The sequence below is a fragment of the Streptomyces klenkii genome, from assembly GCF_003626645.1.
Taxonomy (GTDB): domain Bacteria; phylum Actinomycetota; class Actinomycetes; order Streptomycetales; family Streptomycetaceae; genus Streptomyces; species Streptomyces klenkii.
Genome location: NZ_RBAM01000004.1, coordinates 15536 through 29233 on the forward strand (window position 1 = coordinate 15536; position 13698 = coordinate 29233).

12 protein-coding genes and 5 tRNA genes are annotated in these 13698 nt (G+C 71.4%); 11 read left to right on the forward strand and 6 right to left on the reverse strand.

Annotation, left to right across the window (positions count from 1 at the left end; all coding sequences use genetic code 11):
- Window positions 1-71: 71 nt before the first annotated feature.
- Both D7231_RS10075 and D7231_RS10080 read right to left on the reverse strand, forming a co-directional pair.
- Window positions 72-872 carry a sterol carrier family protein gene (locus tag D7231_RS10075; RefSeq protein ID WP_120754642.1) on the reverse strand — a complete coding sequence of 267 codons (801 nt, stop codon included), beginning with the start codon at window positions 870-872 and terminating at the stop codon, window positions 72-74.
- 10 nt (window positions 873-882) lie between these two features.
- A complete protein-coding gene (locus tag D7231_RS10080) occupies window positions 883-1632 on the reverse strand; it encodes a TetR/AcrR family transcriptional regulator (RefSeq protein WP_120754643.1) in 750 nt (249 codons plus the stop codon).
- A gap of 269 nt (window positions 1633-1901) precedes the next feature.
- Between D7231_RS10080 and D7231_RS10085 the strand changes: the two genes are divergently transcribed.
- Complete coding sequence (locus D7231_RS10085; protein WP_120754644.1) at window positions 1902-3398, forward strand: MFS transporter; 1497 nt, start codon at window positions 1902-1904, stop codon at window positions 3396-3398.
- Between the two features lie 95 nt (window positions 3399-3493).
- Here the strand turns inward: D7231_RS10085 and purL are convergent, their stop codons facing one another.
- From purL to purS, 3 genes are all read right to left on the reverse strand, one after another.
- Complete coding sequence (purL, locus tag D7231_RS10090; protein WP_120754645.1) at window positions 3494-5743, reverse strand: phosphoribosylformylglycinamidine synthase subunit PurL; 2250 nt, start codon at window positions 5741-5743, stop codon at window positions 3494-3496.
- 94 nt (window positions 5744-5837) lie between these two features.
- Entirely contained in the window at window positions 5838-6512 is a 675-nt protein-coding gene (gene purQ / locus D7231_RS10095; protein ID WP_120755550.1) for a phosphoribosylformylglycinamidine synthase subunit PurQ, read from the reverse strand.
- 56 nt (window positions 6513-6568) lie between these two features.
- A complete protein-coding gene (gene purS, locus D7231_RS10100; protein ID WP_120754646.1) occupies window positions 6569-6814 on the reverse strand; it encodes a phosphoribosylformylglycinamidine synthase subunit PurS in 246 nt (81 codons plus the stop codon).
- A gap of 314 nt (window positions 6815-7128) precedes the next feature.
- On the opposite strand from purS, the gene D7231_RS10105 reads away from it, so the two are divergent.
- The 10 genes from D7231_RS10105 to D7231_RS10150 all read left to right on the forward strand — a co-directional run bounded on the left by D7231_RS10105 (window position 7129) and on the right by D7231_RS10150 (window position 12185).
- The gene (locus D7231_RS10105; RefSeq protein ID WP_120754647.1) at window positions 7129-7446 is read left to right on the forward strand and encodes a histone-like nucleoid-structuring protein Lsr2; all 318 of its coding nucleotides are present in this window, start codon (window positions 7129-7131) and stop codon (window positions 7444-7446) included.
- A gap of 181 nt (window positions 7447-7627) precedes the next feature.
- Window positions 7628-7699: transfer RNA gene (locus tag D7231_RS10110), tRNA-Gly, on the forward strand.
- 45 nt (window positions 7700-7744) lie between these two features.
- Window positions 7745-7816, forward strand: a tRNA-Gly gene (locus D7231_RS10115).
- A 46-nt stretch (window positions 7817-7862) separates the two neighbouring features.
- Window positions 7863-7934 (forward strand) — tRNA-Gly (locus D7231_RS10120).
- 79 nt (window positions 7935-8013) lie between these two features.
- Window positions 8014-8089 (forward strand) — tRNA-Gly (locus tag D7231_RS10125).
- Between the two features lie 187 nt (window positions 8090-8276).
- Window positions 8277-9290: an ABC transporter ATP-binding protein gene (locus D7231_RS10130; RefSeq protein WP_120754648.1), complete on the forward strand. Its 1014-nt coding sequence runs from the start codon at window positions 8277-8279 to the stop codon at window positions 9288-9290.
- On the forward strand, window positions 9290-10066 hold the full coding sequence (locus tag D7231_RS10135; RefSeq protein WP_120754649.1) for an ABC transporter permease: 777 nt from the start codon (window positions 9290-9292) through the stop codon (window positions 10064-10066). The genes D7231_RS10130 and D7231_RS10135 overlap by 1 nt, the downstream gene beginning before the upstream one ends.
- Window positions 10067-10135: 69 nt before the next feature.
- Complete coding sequence (locus D7231_RS10140) at window positions 10136-11449, forward strand: sensor histidine kinase (RefSeq protein ID WP_120754650.1); 1314 nt, start codon at window positions 10136-10138, stop codon at window positions 11447-11449.
- Window positions 11446-12075, forward strand: a complete 630-nt coding sequence (locus D7231_RS10145) for a response regulator transcription factor (protein WP_120754651.1) — start codon at window positions 11446-11448, stop codon at window positions 12073-12075. The genes D7231_RS10140 and D7231_RS10145 overlap by 4 nt, the downstream gene beginning before the upstream one ends.
- 34 nt (window positions 12076-12109) lie before the next feature.
- A tRNA-Gly gene (locus D7231_RS10150) sits at window positions 12110-12185 on the forward strand.
- A gap of 87 nt (window positions 12186-12272) precedes the next feature.
- Here D7231_RS10150 and D7231_RS10155 read toward each other — a convergent pair.
- The gene (locus D7231_RS10155) at window positions 12273-13601 is read right to left on the reverse strand and encodes a sensor histidine kinase (protein WP_241999641.1); all 1329 of its coding nucleotides are present in this window, start codon (window positions 13599-13601) and stop codon (window positions 12273-12275) included.
- Window positions 13602-13698 lie beyond the last annotated feature (97 nt).

A 13698-nucleotide genomic window follows, 5' to 3' on the forward strand; every position in this document is an offset into this window, starting at 1 on the left:
CGACGATCTTTTGTACATTCCGCCAAAGGGAGTTCGGGCGGGGGCCGCTCCGGAGACCCGATAGCCGGAGGTCACATAGAGAGCGGGAGGTATGCGGAGAGGTCCGCCCGTTCGCCGCTCGCACTGATCGCGGCGGCGTCCAGGGCAGTGGCCCAGTCCGTACGGCCGGTCGCCAGGCGGAGCCAGGTGAGCGGGTCGGTCTCGACCACGTTGGGCGGGGTGCCCCGGGTGTGCCGGGGGCCGGCCACGCACTGGACGACCGCGAACGGCGGGATGCGGACCTCCACGGAGCCGCCCGGGGCCCCGGCGGCGAGCGCGTCGGCCAGCAGACGGGTGGCATGGGCCAAGACCTGCCGGTCGTAACGGATCCCGGTGCCGAGCGCCGCCGCGAGGTCGTCGGTGCGGGCGGCCAGCTCCACGCACCGCGTGACCAGGAAGTCGTCCAGCCGCATGGCGCCCGCGGGAGTGGCGAGGAGGCGGTCCGGCGGGGTGGTGGCGGCGACGGCGGCGAAACGGTCCGCCACGGCATCCAGGAAGGCGGCGGGGGCGGTCTCCGGGGCACCGCTGCCGGCGAGCTCGGTGATCCCGGCGGTCCCCGCGGGAGCGGTCCTGGCCGGCCACTCCACGGCCGTGATCTCCCGCGCGGGCGGGGCCGGTTCCCCGATCAGGCGGGCCACGAGGTCCACGTCCAGGGCGATGCGTACGAGCAGATCGCGGACGGTCCGCTCCCCGCCCCGGGTGGGCAGCGCGAGCTGCGCCTCGTCCAGGCCCGCGGCGGCGTCCCGTACGTGGGCGAGCTGCGCGGTGACGGCTGCGCGCAGCTTGGCGGGGTCGTAGCTGCGGGGACGGGGCTTGCGCGGGGCGGGAGGCATGGCTCCGACCCTATTCGGCACCGGTCCCGGTGGCGGGTGCCGATCCGGTGGCGGCGGGTGCCCTTCCCGTGCCGGCGGGTTCCGATCCCGTGCCGGCGGATGCCGCTCCCGTGCCGGCCGGGAGCGTGGCGAAGTCCCCGAGACCGTGCTCGACCAGGTCGAAGGCGCGCTCGGCGAGGGCGACGGCGCCTGGAAGGACGGCTTCCGCCGACTCCCCCGCGACCAGACGCCGGTGGTTGTACTCGTGCACGGCGTAGCGGACGCTCATCAGCTGCGCGGCGACCACGGGGGCGAGGTCGGCGTCGGGCCCCTCCGCGGCCGCGGCCAGCTCCTCGGCCAGGAGCATCTGGGCGCGGCGGACGTATTCGTGGGCGCGGACGAGGAGGGCCGGGGTCTCCTGGATCAGCCGGCGCATCCGCAGCACGTGCGGGTCGTCGCTCATGCCGACGGACGGGTCGTACGCGTGGAGCGCGGCCAGGAACTCCCTGCGGAAGGCGGCGACGGCGGACTCGCCGGGATGCCGGTCACGCACGGAGCGGGCGGCGTCGCCGATGTGCTCGTGCATGGGGCCGAGGACCAGATCCTCCTTGGAGGACATGTAGTTGAAGACCGTCATCTTCGAGACCTCGGCGGCCAGGGCGACCTCGGCGACCGACACCTGGTCGTAGCCGCGCTCCAGGAACAGCTTCGCGGCGGTCTTCCACAGGGTGCGCCGGGTCTGGATCTTCTTGCGCTCGCGCAGGCTCAGGCCTTCGGTCATGGTCCGACTGTACCAGGATGAAGTTTTGACCGGGGCGACAAACTTACCCGATAGAAGAATTGACTCGGTACACGTTCGCGGGGCATGGTGAGGGCGCGCCGCTTCCACCGGCGTTCCACAGCCGACCCGGAGGGGGAAGAAGGGTGCGTTCATCCACAGCAGCGGGGCAGTTGGCTCCTGAGCGGGGGCCTTCGAGAGGGACTGCCGGCGCGCCGGGCACGGGTTCGGCGGCGGGCTCGGCCCCGGCCGGTCAGCCGGCCGGGGCCGGTATGACCGAGGGGCAGCGCAAGATCGCCTTCGTGGTCTGCCTGACCACGATGCTCCTGGCCGTCCTCGACCAGAACATCGTCTCGGCCGTCACCGTCCCGGTCGTCCAGGACCTCGACCCCGCGCACGGCATCGACCGCGTGCCCTGGCTGATCAGCGCCTTCGCCCTCGCCTCGACCGCCGTCCTGCCGCTCTACGGCAAGCTGTGCGACACGCTCGGCGCGCGCAGAGTGTTCCTGAGCGCCGTCGCGGCCTTCCTCGTGGGGTCGGCGCTGTGCGGGGCGGCGCAGTCCATGGAGCAGCTCATCGCGTTCCGTGCGGTCCAGGGCATCGGCGGCGGCGGGCTGATGAGCGTCACCATGGTCGTCATCGCCCAGCTCAAGGCGGGAGCGCCCGCGGACGGAAGCGACGGCGCCGGCAAGGGCGGCCGCGGAGACGGCGGCAAGGGCCGCGGCGGTAACGGCGGCGCCGGCATAGGCGGCCTCGTGGCGGGCGCGGGCATGGCGCTCGGGCCCCTGCTGGGCGGCGTCCTCGCCGATCACGCCGACTGGCGCTGGGTGTTCTACGTGAACCTGCCCATCGGCCTCGCCGTGCTCGCCGCCGCGGCCGCCGTCCTCAAGCTCCCCCGGCACCACGGCACGCGCCACCGCATCGACTTCCTCGGCGCCGGCCTCGCAGCGGCCTTCTCCACGTCCGTGCTGCTCGTCACCGAGTGGGGCGGCAAGGAGTACGCGTGGGGCTCGCCCACCGTCCTCGGGCTGATCACGGCGAGCGCGCTGCTGCTCGGCCTGTTCGTGTGGCGGCAGGCCACGGCGGCCGAGCCCGTCCTGCCCCTGTCGCTGTTCAGGATCCCCGTGCTGCGCATCTCGTTCGCACTGCAAGCGCTGATCGGGACGGCCCTGATGGGCTCGATGATCTACGTGATCATCTATCTGCAACTCGTACGCGGCATCGCCGCCACGCACGCCAGCCTGTTCCTGCTTCCTATGGCCGCGGGGATCTCCGTCATCGGCGTCGTCACCGGCAAGCTGACGGCACGCGGCTGGCCGCAGAAGACCTTTATCGTCGCCGGCACGGCGGTCAGCGCGGCGGCCATGGGGATCCTCGCCACCCTCGGCACGGACACGAGCCTGTGGATCGTCGGCACGGCGCTGCTGCTGCTCGGCCTCGGGTTCGGCCAGTTGCTCGGCCAGCTGATCCAGCTCACGCAGGAGTCGGCGCCGCCCCGCCAACTGGGCGTGGCCACCACGGGGATCCGCTTCTTCCAGTCCCTGGGCGGCGCGCTGGGCGCCTCCCTCTTCGGCACGGTGCTGGCCCGGGTGTACGAGGCGAAGGGCCCCGGCGGATCGGCGAGCCGCATCGCCGCGCTCAGCGGGGAGGCGCACACCCAGGCGATAGGGGCGTTCGTCACCTCCGTCGACACGGTGTTCGCGTGTGCTGCCGGAGCGATGGTGGTGGCGCTGCTGCTGGCGATACGCCTGCGGGTGCCGCGCCCCTGACCGGAGTCCGGAGTCCGGCGGAGATCTCCGCCGTCGCGGTGGCGGGGCGGGCCCGGGAAGGAGCCCGCCCCGCCACCGGCGACGTCAGACGGTGCCTACGCGAGCAGCGCCGGAATCGTGGCCTCGTGGGCCTCGCGCAGCTCGGCCAGCGGGATGCTGAACTGACCCTGGACGTCGATCGCTTCGCCGTCGACGACACCGATCCGGGTCGCGGGCAGGCCCCGCGCTCCGCACATGTCGGTGAACCGCAGCTCCTCGCTCCGCGGGACCGCGACGACAGCACGGCCGGCGGACTCGGAGAAGAGGAAGACGAAGGGGTCAATGCCATCGGGCACGACGATCCGCGCGCCCTTGCCGCCGCGCAGGCACGACTCGGCGAGGGCCTGGATCAGACCGCCGTCGGAGAGGTCGTGCGCGGCGTCGATCATGCCGTCGCGCGAGGCGGAGATCAGGATCTCGCCGAGCAGCTTCTCGCGGTCCAGGTCCACGGCCGGCGGCAGGCCGCCGAGGTGGTCGTGGACGACCTGGGACCAGGCCGAGCCGCCCAGCTCCTCCTTGGTGTCACCCAGCAGGTAGAGCAGCTGGCCCTCTTCGGAGAAGGCGATCGGCGTGCGGCGGTTGACGTCGTCGATGACGCCGAGCACCGCGACCACGGGGGTCGGGTGGATGGCGGTCTCGCCGGTCTGGTTGTAGAGCGAGACGTTGCCGCCGGTGACCGGGGTGCCCAGCGTCAGGCAGCCGTCGGCCAGGCCGCGCGTGGCCTCCGCGAACTGCCACATGACGGCGGGGTCCTCGGGGGAGCCGAAGTTCAGGCAGTTCGAGATGGCCAGCGGGCGGGCGCCGGAGGCGGCCACGTTGCGGTAGGACTCGGCGAGCGCGAGCTGTGCGCCCGCGTACGGGTCGAGCTTGGCGTAGCGCCCGTTGCCGTCCGTGGCGACGGCGACACCGAGGTTGGTGTCCTCGTCGATGCGGACCATGCCGGAGTCCTCCGGCTGCGCGAGGACGGTGTTGCCCTGCACGAACCGGTCGTACTGGTCGGTGATCCAGGACTTGGACGCCTGGTTCGGCGAGGAGATCACCTTCAGGACCTGCTCGCGCAGCTCCTCGGCGCTCGCCGGCCGGGCCAGCTTGTTCGCGTCGTCGGCCTGGAGGGCGTCCTGCCAGTCCGGGCGGGCGTACGGGCGCTCGTAGACCGGGCCCTCGTGGGCGACGGTGCGCGGCGGCACGTCCACGATCTGCTCGCCGTGCCAGAAGATCTCCAGCCGCTCGCCGTCGGTGACCTCACCGATGACGGTGGCGATGACGTCCCACTTCTCGCAGATCTCCAGGAAGCGGTCGACCTTGCCGGGCTCGACGATCGCGCACATGCGCTCCTGCGACTCGCTCATGAGGATCTCCTCGGGCGAGAGCGTCGCGTCGCGCAGCGGCACGCGGTCCAGCTCGACGCGCATGCCGCCGGAGCCGGCGCTGGCCAGCTCGCTGGTGGCGCAGGACAGGCCGGCGCCGCCGAGGTCCTGGATGCCGTCGACCAGGTCCTCGCGGAAGATCTCCAGGGTGCACTCGATGAGGAGCTTCTCCTGGAAGGGGTCGCCGACCTGGACGGCGGGGCGCTTGGTGGGCTTCGAGTCGTCGAAGGTCTCGGACGCGAGGACCGAGACGCCGCCGATGCCGTCGCCGCCGGTGCGGGCGCCGTAGAGGATGACCTTGTTGCCGGCGCCGGAGGCCTTGGCGAGGTGGATGTCCTCGTGCTTCATCACGCCGATGCACAGGGCGTTGACCAGCGGGTTGCCCTGGTAGCAGGCGTCGAAGACGACCTCGCCGCCGATGTTGGGCAGGCCCAGGCAGTTGCCGTAGCCGCCGATGCCCGCGACGACGCCCGGCAGGACGCGCTTGGTGTCGGGGTGGTCGGCGGCGCCGAAGCGCAGCGGGTCCATGACGGCGACCGGGCGGGCGCCCATCGCGAGGATGTCGCGGACGATGCCGCCGACACCGGTGGCCGCGCCCTGGTAGGGCTCGATGTACGAGGGGTGGTTGTGCGACTCGACCTTGAAGGTGACCGCGTAGCCCTGGCCGACGTCGACGACGCCGGCGTTCTCGCCGATGCCGACGAGGAGGGCGTCGTTCTCCGGGGCCTTCTCGCCGAACTGGCGGAGGTGGACCTTGCTGCTCTTGTAGGAGCAGTGCTCGGACCACATGACGGAGTACATCGCGAGCTCGGCGCCGGTGGGACGGCGGCCGAGGATGGTGCGGATGCGCTCGTACTCGTCCTGCTTCAGGCCCAGTTCGGCCCAGGGCTGGTCGACGTCGGGGGTCTCGTCGGCGTGCTTGACGGTGTCGAGGCTCATGAGACGGCACCCCTTTCATTCGCTTCTCCGCCCGCGCGGCGCAGAGGTGCGGCTTTCATGTTCGTCTGCGGCTGAGCGGCCGCGCGTGCGTCGCTCATGCGGAGACCAGCTTCTTGAGGATCGAAGTGAAGAACCCGAGCCCGTCCGTGCGGCCGGTGCCGACCAGGGGCTCGACGGCGTGCTCGGGGTGCGGCATCAGGCCGACGACGTTGCCGGCGGCGTTGGTGATGCCGGCGATGTCGCGGAGCGAGCCGTTCGGGTTGTAGTCGACGTAGCGGAAGACGACGCGGCCCTCCGCCTCCAGCTCGTCGAGGGTGTGCTCGTCGGCCACGTAACGGCCGTCGATGTTCTTCAGCGGGACGGAGATCTCCTGGCCCGCTTCGTAGTCGGACGTCCAGGCGGTGTCCGCGTTCTCCACGCGGAGCTTCTGGTCGCGGCAGATGAAGTGCAGGTGGTTGTTGCGCAGCATCGCGCCGGGCAGCAGGTGGGTCTCGGTGAGCACCTGGAAGCCGTTGCAGATACCGAGGACGGGCATGCCGCCCTTGGCCTGCTCGATGACGGTCTCCATGACCGGCGAGAAGCGGGAGATGGCACCCGCCCGCAGATAGTCGCCGTAGGAGAAACCGCCGGGCAGGACCACGGCGTCCACCTGCTTGAGGTCCTTGTCGCGGTGCCAGAGCGGCACGGGCTCGAGCCCGGCGATCCGGACGGCGCGCTGGGTGTCGCGGTCGTCCAGGGTGCCGGGGAAGGTGACGACTCCTACGCGAATGTTGCTGCGGCCCGAAGGGCTTCCTTGACGGGTGGCGGTGGGTGACGGGTGGGCGGTCACGAGTCGACCCGCACGGTGAAGTTCTCAATCACGGTGTTGGCGAGAAACGTTTCCGCCATCTCGTGGATTCGAGCGAGGGCGGCCTCGTCGACCGGTCCCTCCACCTCGAGTTCAAAGCGCTTGCCCTGACGGACGTCGGCGATCCCCTCAAAACCCAGGCGAGGCAGCGCGCGCTGCACCGCCTGGCCCTGCGGGTCGAGGATCTCCGGCTTGAGCATGACGTCGACTACGACGCGTGCCACTGGCACTCCCGGTGTGTGGTGCGTGAGCTGAAGCGGTACCGCCAGCGTACAGTCCCGAAAAATCTACGCGCATAGATATGCTGGGCCTCCTGTCACGTTTACGCATCGACGCCCAGGACGCCCTGGAAAAATCCCGGGAAAAACGTACGGTCCTGATTGCGAAGGGGCACCCGGACAGAATTAACTGGGCTTCACTTTGAATGTCCCTCGTTGTACAAATGAATAACCATTGACCAGGAACGGATCCGGAACATCCGGAACCAGTGCATCTGCGCAGTTCACCGCGGGGATGCCCGCCGAAAGGACCGATATTCGTGGCACAGCGCGTAGTGGTCACACTCTCCGACGACATCGACGGCGGGGAAGCCGCGGAGACGGTTACCTTCGGCCTCGACGGCAAGTCGTACGAGATCGACCTGAACACTGCCAATGCGAAGAAACTGCGGGCGGCCCTCACGCCTTACCTGGAGGCGGGCCGCAAGCAGTCCCGCTCCGGCAAGGCCTACCGCCGCACCTCCGTCGCCCCCGACCCCGCGGCGGTCCGCGCCTGGGCGCGCTCGCACGGCATGGACGTGCCGCCGCGCGGCCGCATCCCCAAGCGCGTGTACGAGGCCTTCAACTCCGCCGAGTAGGCCGCGCGCCGAGCTGCTTCCGAGTCGCTTGCGAGCCGCCCGCAGGGGCCCCGGCGGGCCGTCGCCGGACCGCCCCCGGGGCCGGCCGCCGGGCCGATTTGCCAAGCACCCCGGATGATCAGCTAGAGTCTGGATCACGCCGAGGGGCGAGGCCGGGAAACCGGGCGAAACCCCAGGTCACGCGGGTGTAGCTCAGTAGTAGAGCGCCCCCTTTCCAAGGGGGAGGCGCAGTGTGCGATTCCTGTCACCCGCTCTGAACGTCCTCTGGTCACACCTGTGACCGGTCGGGACGGATCATGCGGGTGTAGCTCAGTAGTAGAGCGCCCTCTTTCCAAGAGGGAGGCGCAGTGTGCGATTCCTGTCACCCGCTCTGATCGCTTGATGGTTCACTTCTGTGGGCCGGACCGGCGATCCTCGCGGGTGTAGCTCAGTAGTAGAGCGCCCCCTTTCCAAGGGGGAGGCGCAGTGTGCGATTCCTGTCACCCGCTCTCATCACGGTTACCGGCCACGGAAGTGGATCAGGTAGAGTGATGCACGCGCCGCTCGGTGAAAGCCGGTCGGATGCATGCGGACGTAGCTCAGTTGGTAGAGCACCACCTTGCCAAGGTGGATGTCGCGAGTTCGAGTCTCGTCGTCCGCTCCAGTACGAAGGCCCCGGTCATCACGACCGGGGCCTTCGGCGTTCCCGGGACCTTCGGTCTCCTGGGCTCCGGCGCTTCCCGGGCTCCGGCGCCGGCGTTTCCCGGGCCTCGGGCGCTGATGACATTCGTCATCCGAACCCATGACAGGTCGCACTGACCTCCGCCCGGATCCGGCGGGAGGCTTGGGGCATGGACATCGGGGACAGTGTGATCGACGTCTCGGGGCTGCGCCGCCGCTACGGCCCGGCCGGGGACAAGGGATTCGAAGCGGTGCGGGACGTCTCCTTCACCGTGGCGCGCGGCGAGTTGTTCGCCCTGCTCGGCACGAACGGCGCGGGCAAGACCTCCACGGTCGAGCTGCTGGAGGGGCTCGCGAAGCCGACCGCGGGCGAGGTGCGGGTGCTCGGGCACGATCCGTATGCGGAGCGGAGCGCCGTGCGGCCCCGGATCGGGGTGATGCTCCAGGAGGGCGGCTTCCCCGCGGACCTGACCGTCACGGAGACGGTCCGGATGTGGGCCGGCTGCACCACCGGGGCCCGGCCGGTGACGGAGGCCCTGGAGCTGGTCGATCTCCTCGGCCGCAAGAACGTCCGCATCAAGCAGCTCTCCGGCGGCGAGCGCCGCCGCCTCGATCTCGCGCTCGCCCTCCTGGGCCGCCCCGAGGTCCTCTTCCTCGACGAGCCGACGACCGGCCTCGACCCCGAGGCCCGGCACAACACCTGGGATCTGGTGCGCAGGCTGCGCGCCGAGGGCACCACGGTGCTACTCACCACGCACTATCTGGAAGAGGCGGAGTCCCTCGCCGACCACCTGGCGATCATGCGCGAGGGGCGGATCGTCACGTCCGGTACGCCGGAGACCGTCATCGGCAGCTATCCCGCGCGGATCCGCTTCGCGATGCCGGTGGGCTGGTTCGTGGGCGATCTCCCGCCCCTCGCCGAACTGGGCGTCGTGCGGCACGAGGAGGACCGCGGGCGCATAGAGCTCCAGACGCACGAGTTGCAGCGGACGCTGACCGGGCTGCTGCTCTGGGCCCGGGACAAGGACGTCGAGCTGGAGGGCCTCGACGCCCGGACCGCCTCGCTGGAGGAGGCGTTCCTGGCCATAGCGGGCGCGAACCCGGCCGGAGGGCCCGCGGAGTCGGGGGCGGGTCTCGCCGGTGCCGGCCTTGGTATGGATTCTGTCGCGGGAAGGAACGCGTGATGGCGATGGCCGTGTCGATGTCGGTGCCGCGGATGATGGCGCTGGGCCGGGCGGAGTTCACCCTCCTCGGGCGGAACAAGATGGCGCTCTACGTGGCACTGCTGATGCCCGTGATGATGGTGTGGGCCATGCGGCGCGCCATCGGTGAGATCGACCTCAGCAAGGCCGGCATATCGGCCAACGAGGTCGCGCTGACCGGCGCCTTCGGCTACATCCTGCTCTTCGCCGTCTACCAGCACCTGGTCAGCGCCTATGTGGCGCGCCGTGAGGAGCTGGTCCTCAAGCGGCTCCGGACCGGCGAGACCAGCGACGCCGAGATCCTGACCGGCACGGCGCTGCCGGCGGTGGCCGTGGCCCTGGCGCAATGCGCCCTGCTGGTCGTGGCGGGCGTGCTCTGGCTGGATCTGCGGGCGGTCGCCCGGCCCGATCTGATGGCGATCGGGCTCCTGCTCGGGCTGGCCATGTCCATAGCCCTGGCCGCGGTGACCACGAGCTGGGCGAAGACGGTGCAGGGCTCCCAGCTGGTGACCTCGCCGCTGATGCTGATATCCGTGGCGGGCTCGGGACTCATGGTGCCGCTGGAGGCCATGCCGGGCCCCATGGCGGACGTCTGCTCGGTGCTGCCGCTGACGCCGGTGATCCAGCTGGTGCGCGGCGGCTGGCTGGGCGGGATGAGCGCCCATGAGGCCGGGGGCGCGATCATCACCGGCATTGCCTGGACAATAGTGGCGTCATACGGCGCCCGGCGCTGGTTCCGGTGGGAGCCGCGGCGGTAGCCGTGGGGCCAAGGCGCCGTAGAGCGGCGGCCGCAGAGCAGAAACGAGCGCGTACAGGGGGCGGAGGCCATGGGCCTGTGGAAACGGGTGCGGGAGTGGCGGGGCCGCAGCAGGGTCGCCAAGCTCGACAGCTACATACGCTGGACCCTCTACGCACTGCCCGTCCTGCTCCCCGCGCTCAGCACGTCCGGCGTGGTCGCTGAATCCGGTCTCACGCGGCCGTGGATCCTGGCGCTGGGCGGGATCTCGACCCTCCAGGGCGTCCTGGGAATCTCCGTGTTCCGCCGCTCCCTCGACCACTATCTGTGGAAGAAGCCCGCCCCCTGGTGGCTGCTGGCCGTGCAAGTGGTGCTGTTCGTCGCGGTGATCGTCTGCATGACGATCTCGTTCGGCGCCTACGGCGACGAGCACAGCTCCACGATAGGCATGTACCTGTGGAACGGCGTCCTGTCGGTCTTCGGCCCGGTCACGCTGCTGGTCCGCAAGATCCGCAGGTTCGTGATCACGTGCGGCACCGTAGCGCTGCTGCTGGGCATCGGCGTGCTGGCGATCGGCGGCGGCTGGATGGCCGCCGTCTCCCTGACGGGGTCGCTGCTGGGCCTCACGCTGTGCTGCGTGTACGTCGTGCGGACGTCGGGCTGGATGCTGCTCGTCATGTGGGAGCTGGAAGAGGCGCGGGAGACGCAGGCGCGGCTGGCGGTCGCGGAGGAGCGGCTGCGGTTCGGCCGGGATCTGCACGACGTCCTCGGCCGGAACCTCGCGGTGATCGCGCTCAAGAGCGAGCTCGCCGTCCAGCTGGCCCGGCGGGGCTCGCCCGCCGCGGTGGACCAGATGACCGAGGTCCAGCGCATGGCGCAGGACTCGCAGCGCGAGGTCCGGGAGGTCGTCCGCGGCTACCGCGAGGCGGACCTGCACACCGAGCTGGTGGGGGCGCGGGGCGTGCTGTCCGCCGCGGACATCGAGTGCCGCATCGACGACACGGTGGGCAAGGCCCTGCCGCCCGCGGTGCAGTCGGTCCTGGCGTGGGTCGTCCGGGAGGGCACCACCAATGTGCTGCGGCACGCGGACGCCGAGCGGTGCGCCGTACGGCTGAGGGTCGCGGCGGAGGCGAAGGCCGTTCTGGTCATGGAGAACAACGGCGTGCGGGAGCCGGACCGGGATCCGGGGTCCGGGAGCGGCTCCGGGCTGGCGGGCCTGCGGGAGCGGCTCACGGTGCTGGGCGGCACGCTGACGTACGAGCACCGCGCGAACGCGACGTTCCGGCTGACGGCGGAGGTGCCGTTGGAGGGGGTGCTGCCGGCGGACGCGCCCGGTGGTGCGGCCCCGGTGGGCGGGGCGCCGCGCATGAAGGGCGGGGTTCCGGTGACGGGGGGAGCAATATGAGCGACAGCGTCAACATCACGCCGATCCGGGTCATGCTCGCGGATGACGAGCATTTGATCCGGGGCGCGCTGGCCGCGCTGCTGGGCCTGGAGGATGATCTTCAGGTGGTCGCCGAGGCGGCGTCGGGCCCGGAGGCGCTTGCGATGGCCCGGACGCACCGGCCGGACGTCGCGGTGCTGGATCTTCAAATGCCAGGGGCCGATGGTGTGATGGTGGCCACATCCCTGCGGGCCGAACTGCCGGCGTGCCGGACCATGATCGTGACGGGGCACGGCCGCCCCGGACACCTGAAGCGGGCGCTGGAAGCGGGGGTGCGGGGGTTCGTGCCGAAGACCGTCTCGGCACAGAAGCTCGCCGAGATCATCCGGACCGTGCACCGCGGAAGCCGTTACGTGGACCCGGAGTTGGCGGCCGACGCGATCAGCGCGGGCGACTCCCCGCTGAGCGCGCGCGAGGCCGAGCTGCTCGAACTGGCGGAGGGCGGGGCGCCCGTCGCGGAGATCGCGGAGCGGGCCTCACTGACGCCCGGGACGGTCCGCAATTACCTCTCCTCGGCCGCCACGAAGCTGGGCGCGGACAACCGGCATGCCGCCGCGCGCATTGCACGCTCTCAAGGTTGGCTATAGTTGTCCTCGCACCGCACGGAAACGCGCGGGGCATGCGGACGTAGCTCAGTTGGTAGAGCACCACCTTGCCAAGGTGGATGTCGCGAGTTCGAGTCTCGTCGTCCGCTCCAGTGCGAAGGCCCCGGTCATCACGACCGGGGCCTTCGGCGTTCCCGGGACCTTCGGTTTCCCGGGCTCCGGGTTTCCCGGGGCTTCTGTCACGGGGCCGGGAAGCGGAGGCGGAAGAGGGCGCCGCCCGTGGGTGCCTGTTCCGCGGTCAGCTCGGCGCCGTGGGCGCGGGCGATCTGGCGGGCCATGGCGAGGCCCAGGCCGGAGCCGGGAAGGGCCCGGGCCTGGCGGGAGCGGTAGAAGCGGTCGAAGACGTAGGGCAGGTCCTCGGCGGAGATGCCGGGGCCGTGGTCGCGGACGGTCAGGTCGAGCCGCCCGCCGCCCGTGCGGGCCAGGCGCAGCTCGACGGCGCCGCCGGGCGGGCTGAACTTGGCGGCGTTGTCGAGCAGGTTGGACAGCAGCCGGGCGAGGCGGGCCGGGACGGCCGGGACGGTGACGCCCTCCGGGCCGGCCAGGTCCGCCGTGAAGACCGTGCCGGGCCAGTGGCCGCGCGCGTCGGCGACGCAGCGCTCCGCCAGCCGGTCGAGGCGCACGTCCTCCAGGAACTGCTGCGGCTCCTCGTCGCGGGCCAGCTCGATGAGGTCGTTGACCAGACCGGTGACCTCGCGGAGCTGGCGGCCGAGCGCGCCGGCGGCCCGCTCGCGCTGGGCCGGGGTGAGGCGTTCGGCGCGGGCGAGGAGCTCGGCGTTGGTGCGCAGCGCGGTCAGCGGGGTGCGCAGCTCGTGCGAGGCGTCGGCGACGAGGCGGCGCTGAGCGGCGACGGCCTCCTCCAGTTCGCCGAGCATGGTGTTGAAGCTGGCGGCGAGGCTGGTGATCTCGTCGTCGCGGCGGGCCTCGTAGGGGGCGAGCTCGATGCGGTGGGCGGGGTCGCGGGTGGCGGCGATGTGTTCGGCGGTGGCCGTGAGCCGGGTCACGGGGCGCAGGGACGTACGGGACGCGAAGTAGCCGAGGCCGGCGGCGAGGAGCACGCCCGCGCCGCCGACCGCGCCGAGCAGCAGGCCCGCCTGGCGCACGCCCTTGTCGACGGTGTCGGAGCGGACGGCGACCTGGAGGGCGCGGTGGCCCTTGACCGGGGTGGTCAGCATCCGCATGGCGTGGCCGTCGACGGTGATGTCGCTGTAGTGCTCGCCGAGCGTCCCGGCCGCGACGCGGCGGGTGGCGCCGGTCACGGGCAGCACGAGGCCGTTCTGGTGCGGGGCGGCCGGGTCGGCCCGGACGGTCTGCGCGCAGGCCGGGGCGGCGAGCCAGGTGCACTCGCCGTAGAGGGGGCCCGCCGGTTCGCTGCGGCTCTGCTGCGAGATGAGGGTGGCCTGCTGCTTGAGCTGGAGGTCGAGCTGGCGGCCGAGTTCGTAGCGGATGACGACGTAGGCGGCGGCCAGGACGCCCAGGGCGACGAGGGCCACGGCCACGGACGTCACGAGGGCGAGCCTCGCGCGGAGCGGCCTCCGGCCCAGGAGCCTTCTGCGCAGGGCCGTCGTTCTCGCGGCGCCGCCTGTGTCGCGCGCGCTGCCTGCG

Excerpts from the sequence above, each read along its gene's own strand:
- D7231_RS10075 (WP_120754642.1), bottom strand. The coding sequence starts at position 872 with ATGCCTCCCGCCCCGCGCAAGCCCCGTCCCCGCAGCTACGACCCCGCC.
- D7231_RS10080 (WP_120754643.1), bottom strand. The coding sequence starts at position 1,632 with ATGACCGAAGGCCTGAGCCTGCGCGAGCGCAAGAAGATCCAGACCCGG.
- D7231_RS10085 (WP_120754644.1), top strand. The coding sequence starts at position 1,902 with ATGACCGAGGGGCAGCGCAAGATCGCCTTCGTGGTCTGCCTGACCACG.
- purL (WP_120754645.1), bottom strand. The coding sequence starts at position 5,743 with ATGAGCCTCGACACCGTCAAGCACGCCGACGAGACCCCCGACGTCGAC.
- D7231_RS10130 (WP_120754648.1), top strand. The coding sequence starts at position 8,277 with ATGGACATCGGGGACAGTGTGATCGACGTCTCGGGGCTGCGCCGCCGC.
- D7231_RS10135 (WP_120754649.1), top strand. The coding sequence starts at position 9,290 with ATGGCGATGGCCGTGTCGATGTCGGTGCCGCGGATGATGGCGCTGGGC.
- D7231_RS10140 (WP_120754650.1), top strand. The coding sequence starts at position 10,136 with ATGGGCCTGTGGAAACGGGTGCGGGAGTGGCGGGGCCGCAGCAGGGTC.
- D7231_RS10145 (WP_120754651.1), top strand. The coding sequence starts at position 11,446 with ATGAGCGACAGCGTCAACATCACGCCGATCCGGGTCATGCTCGCGGAT.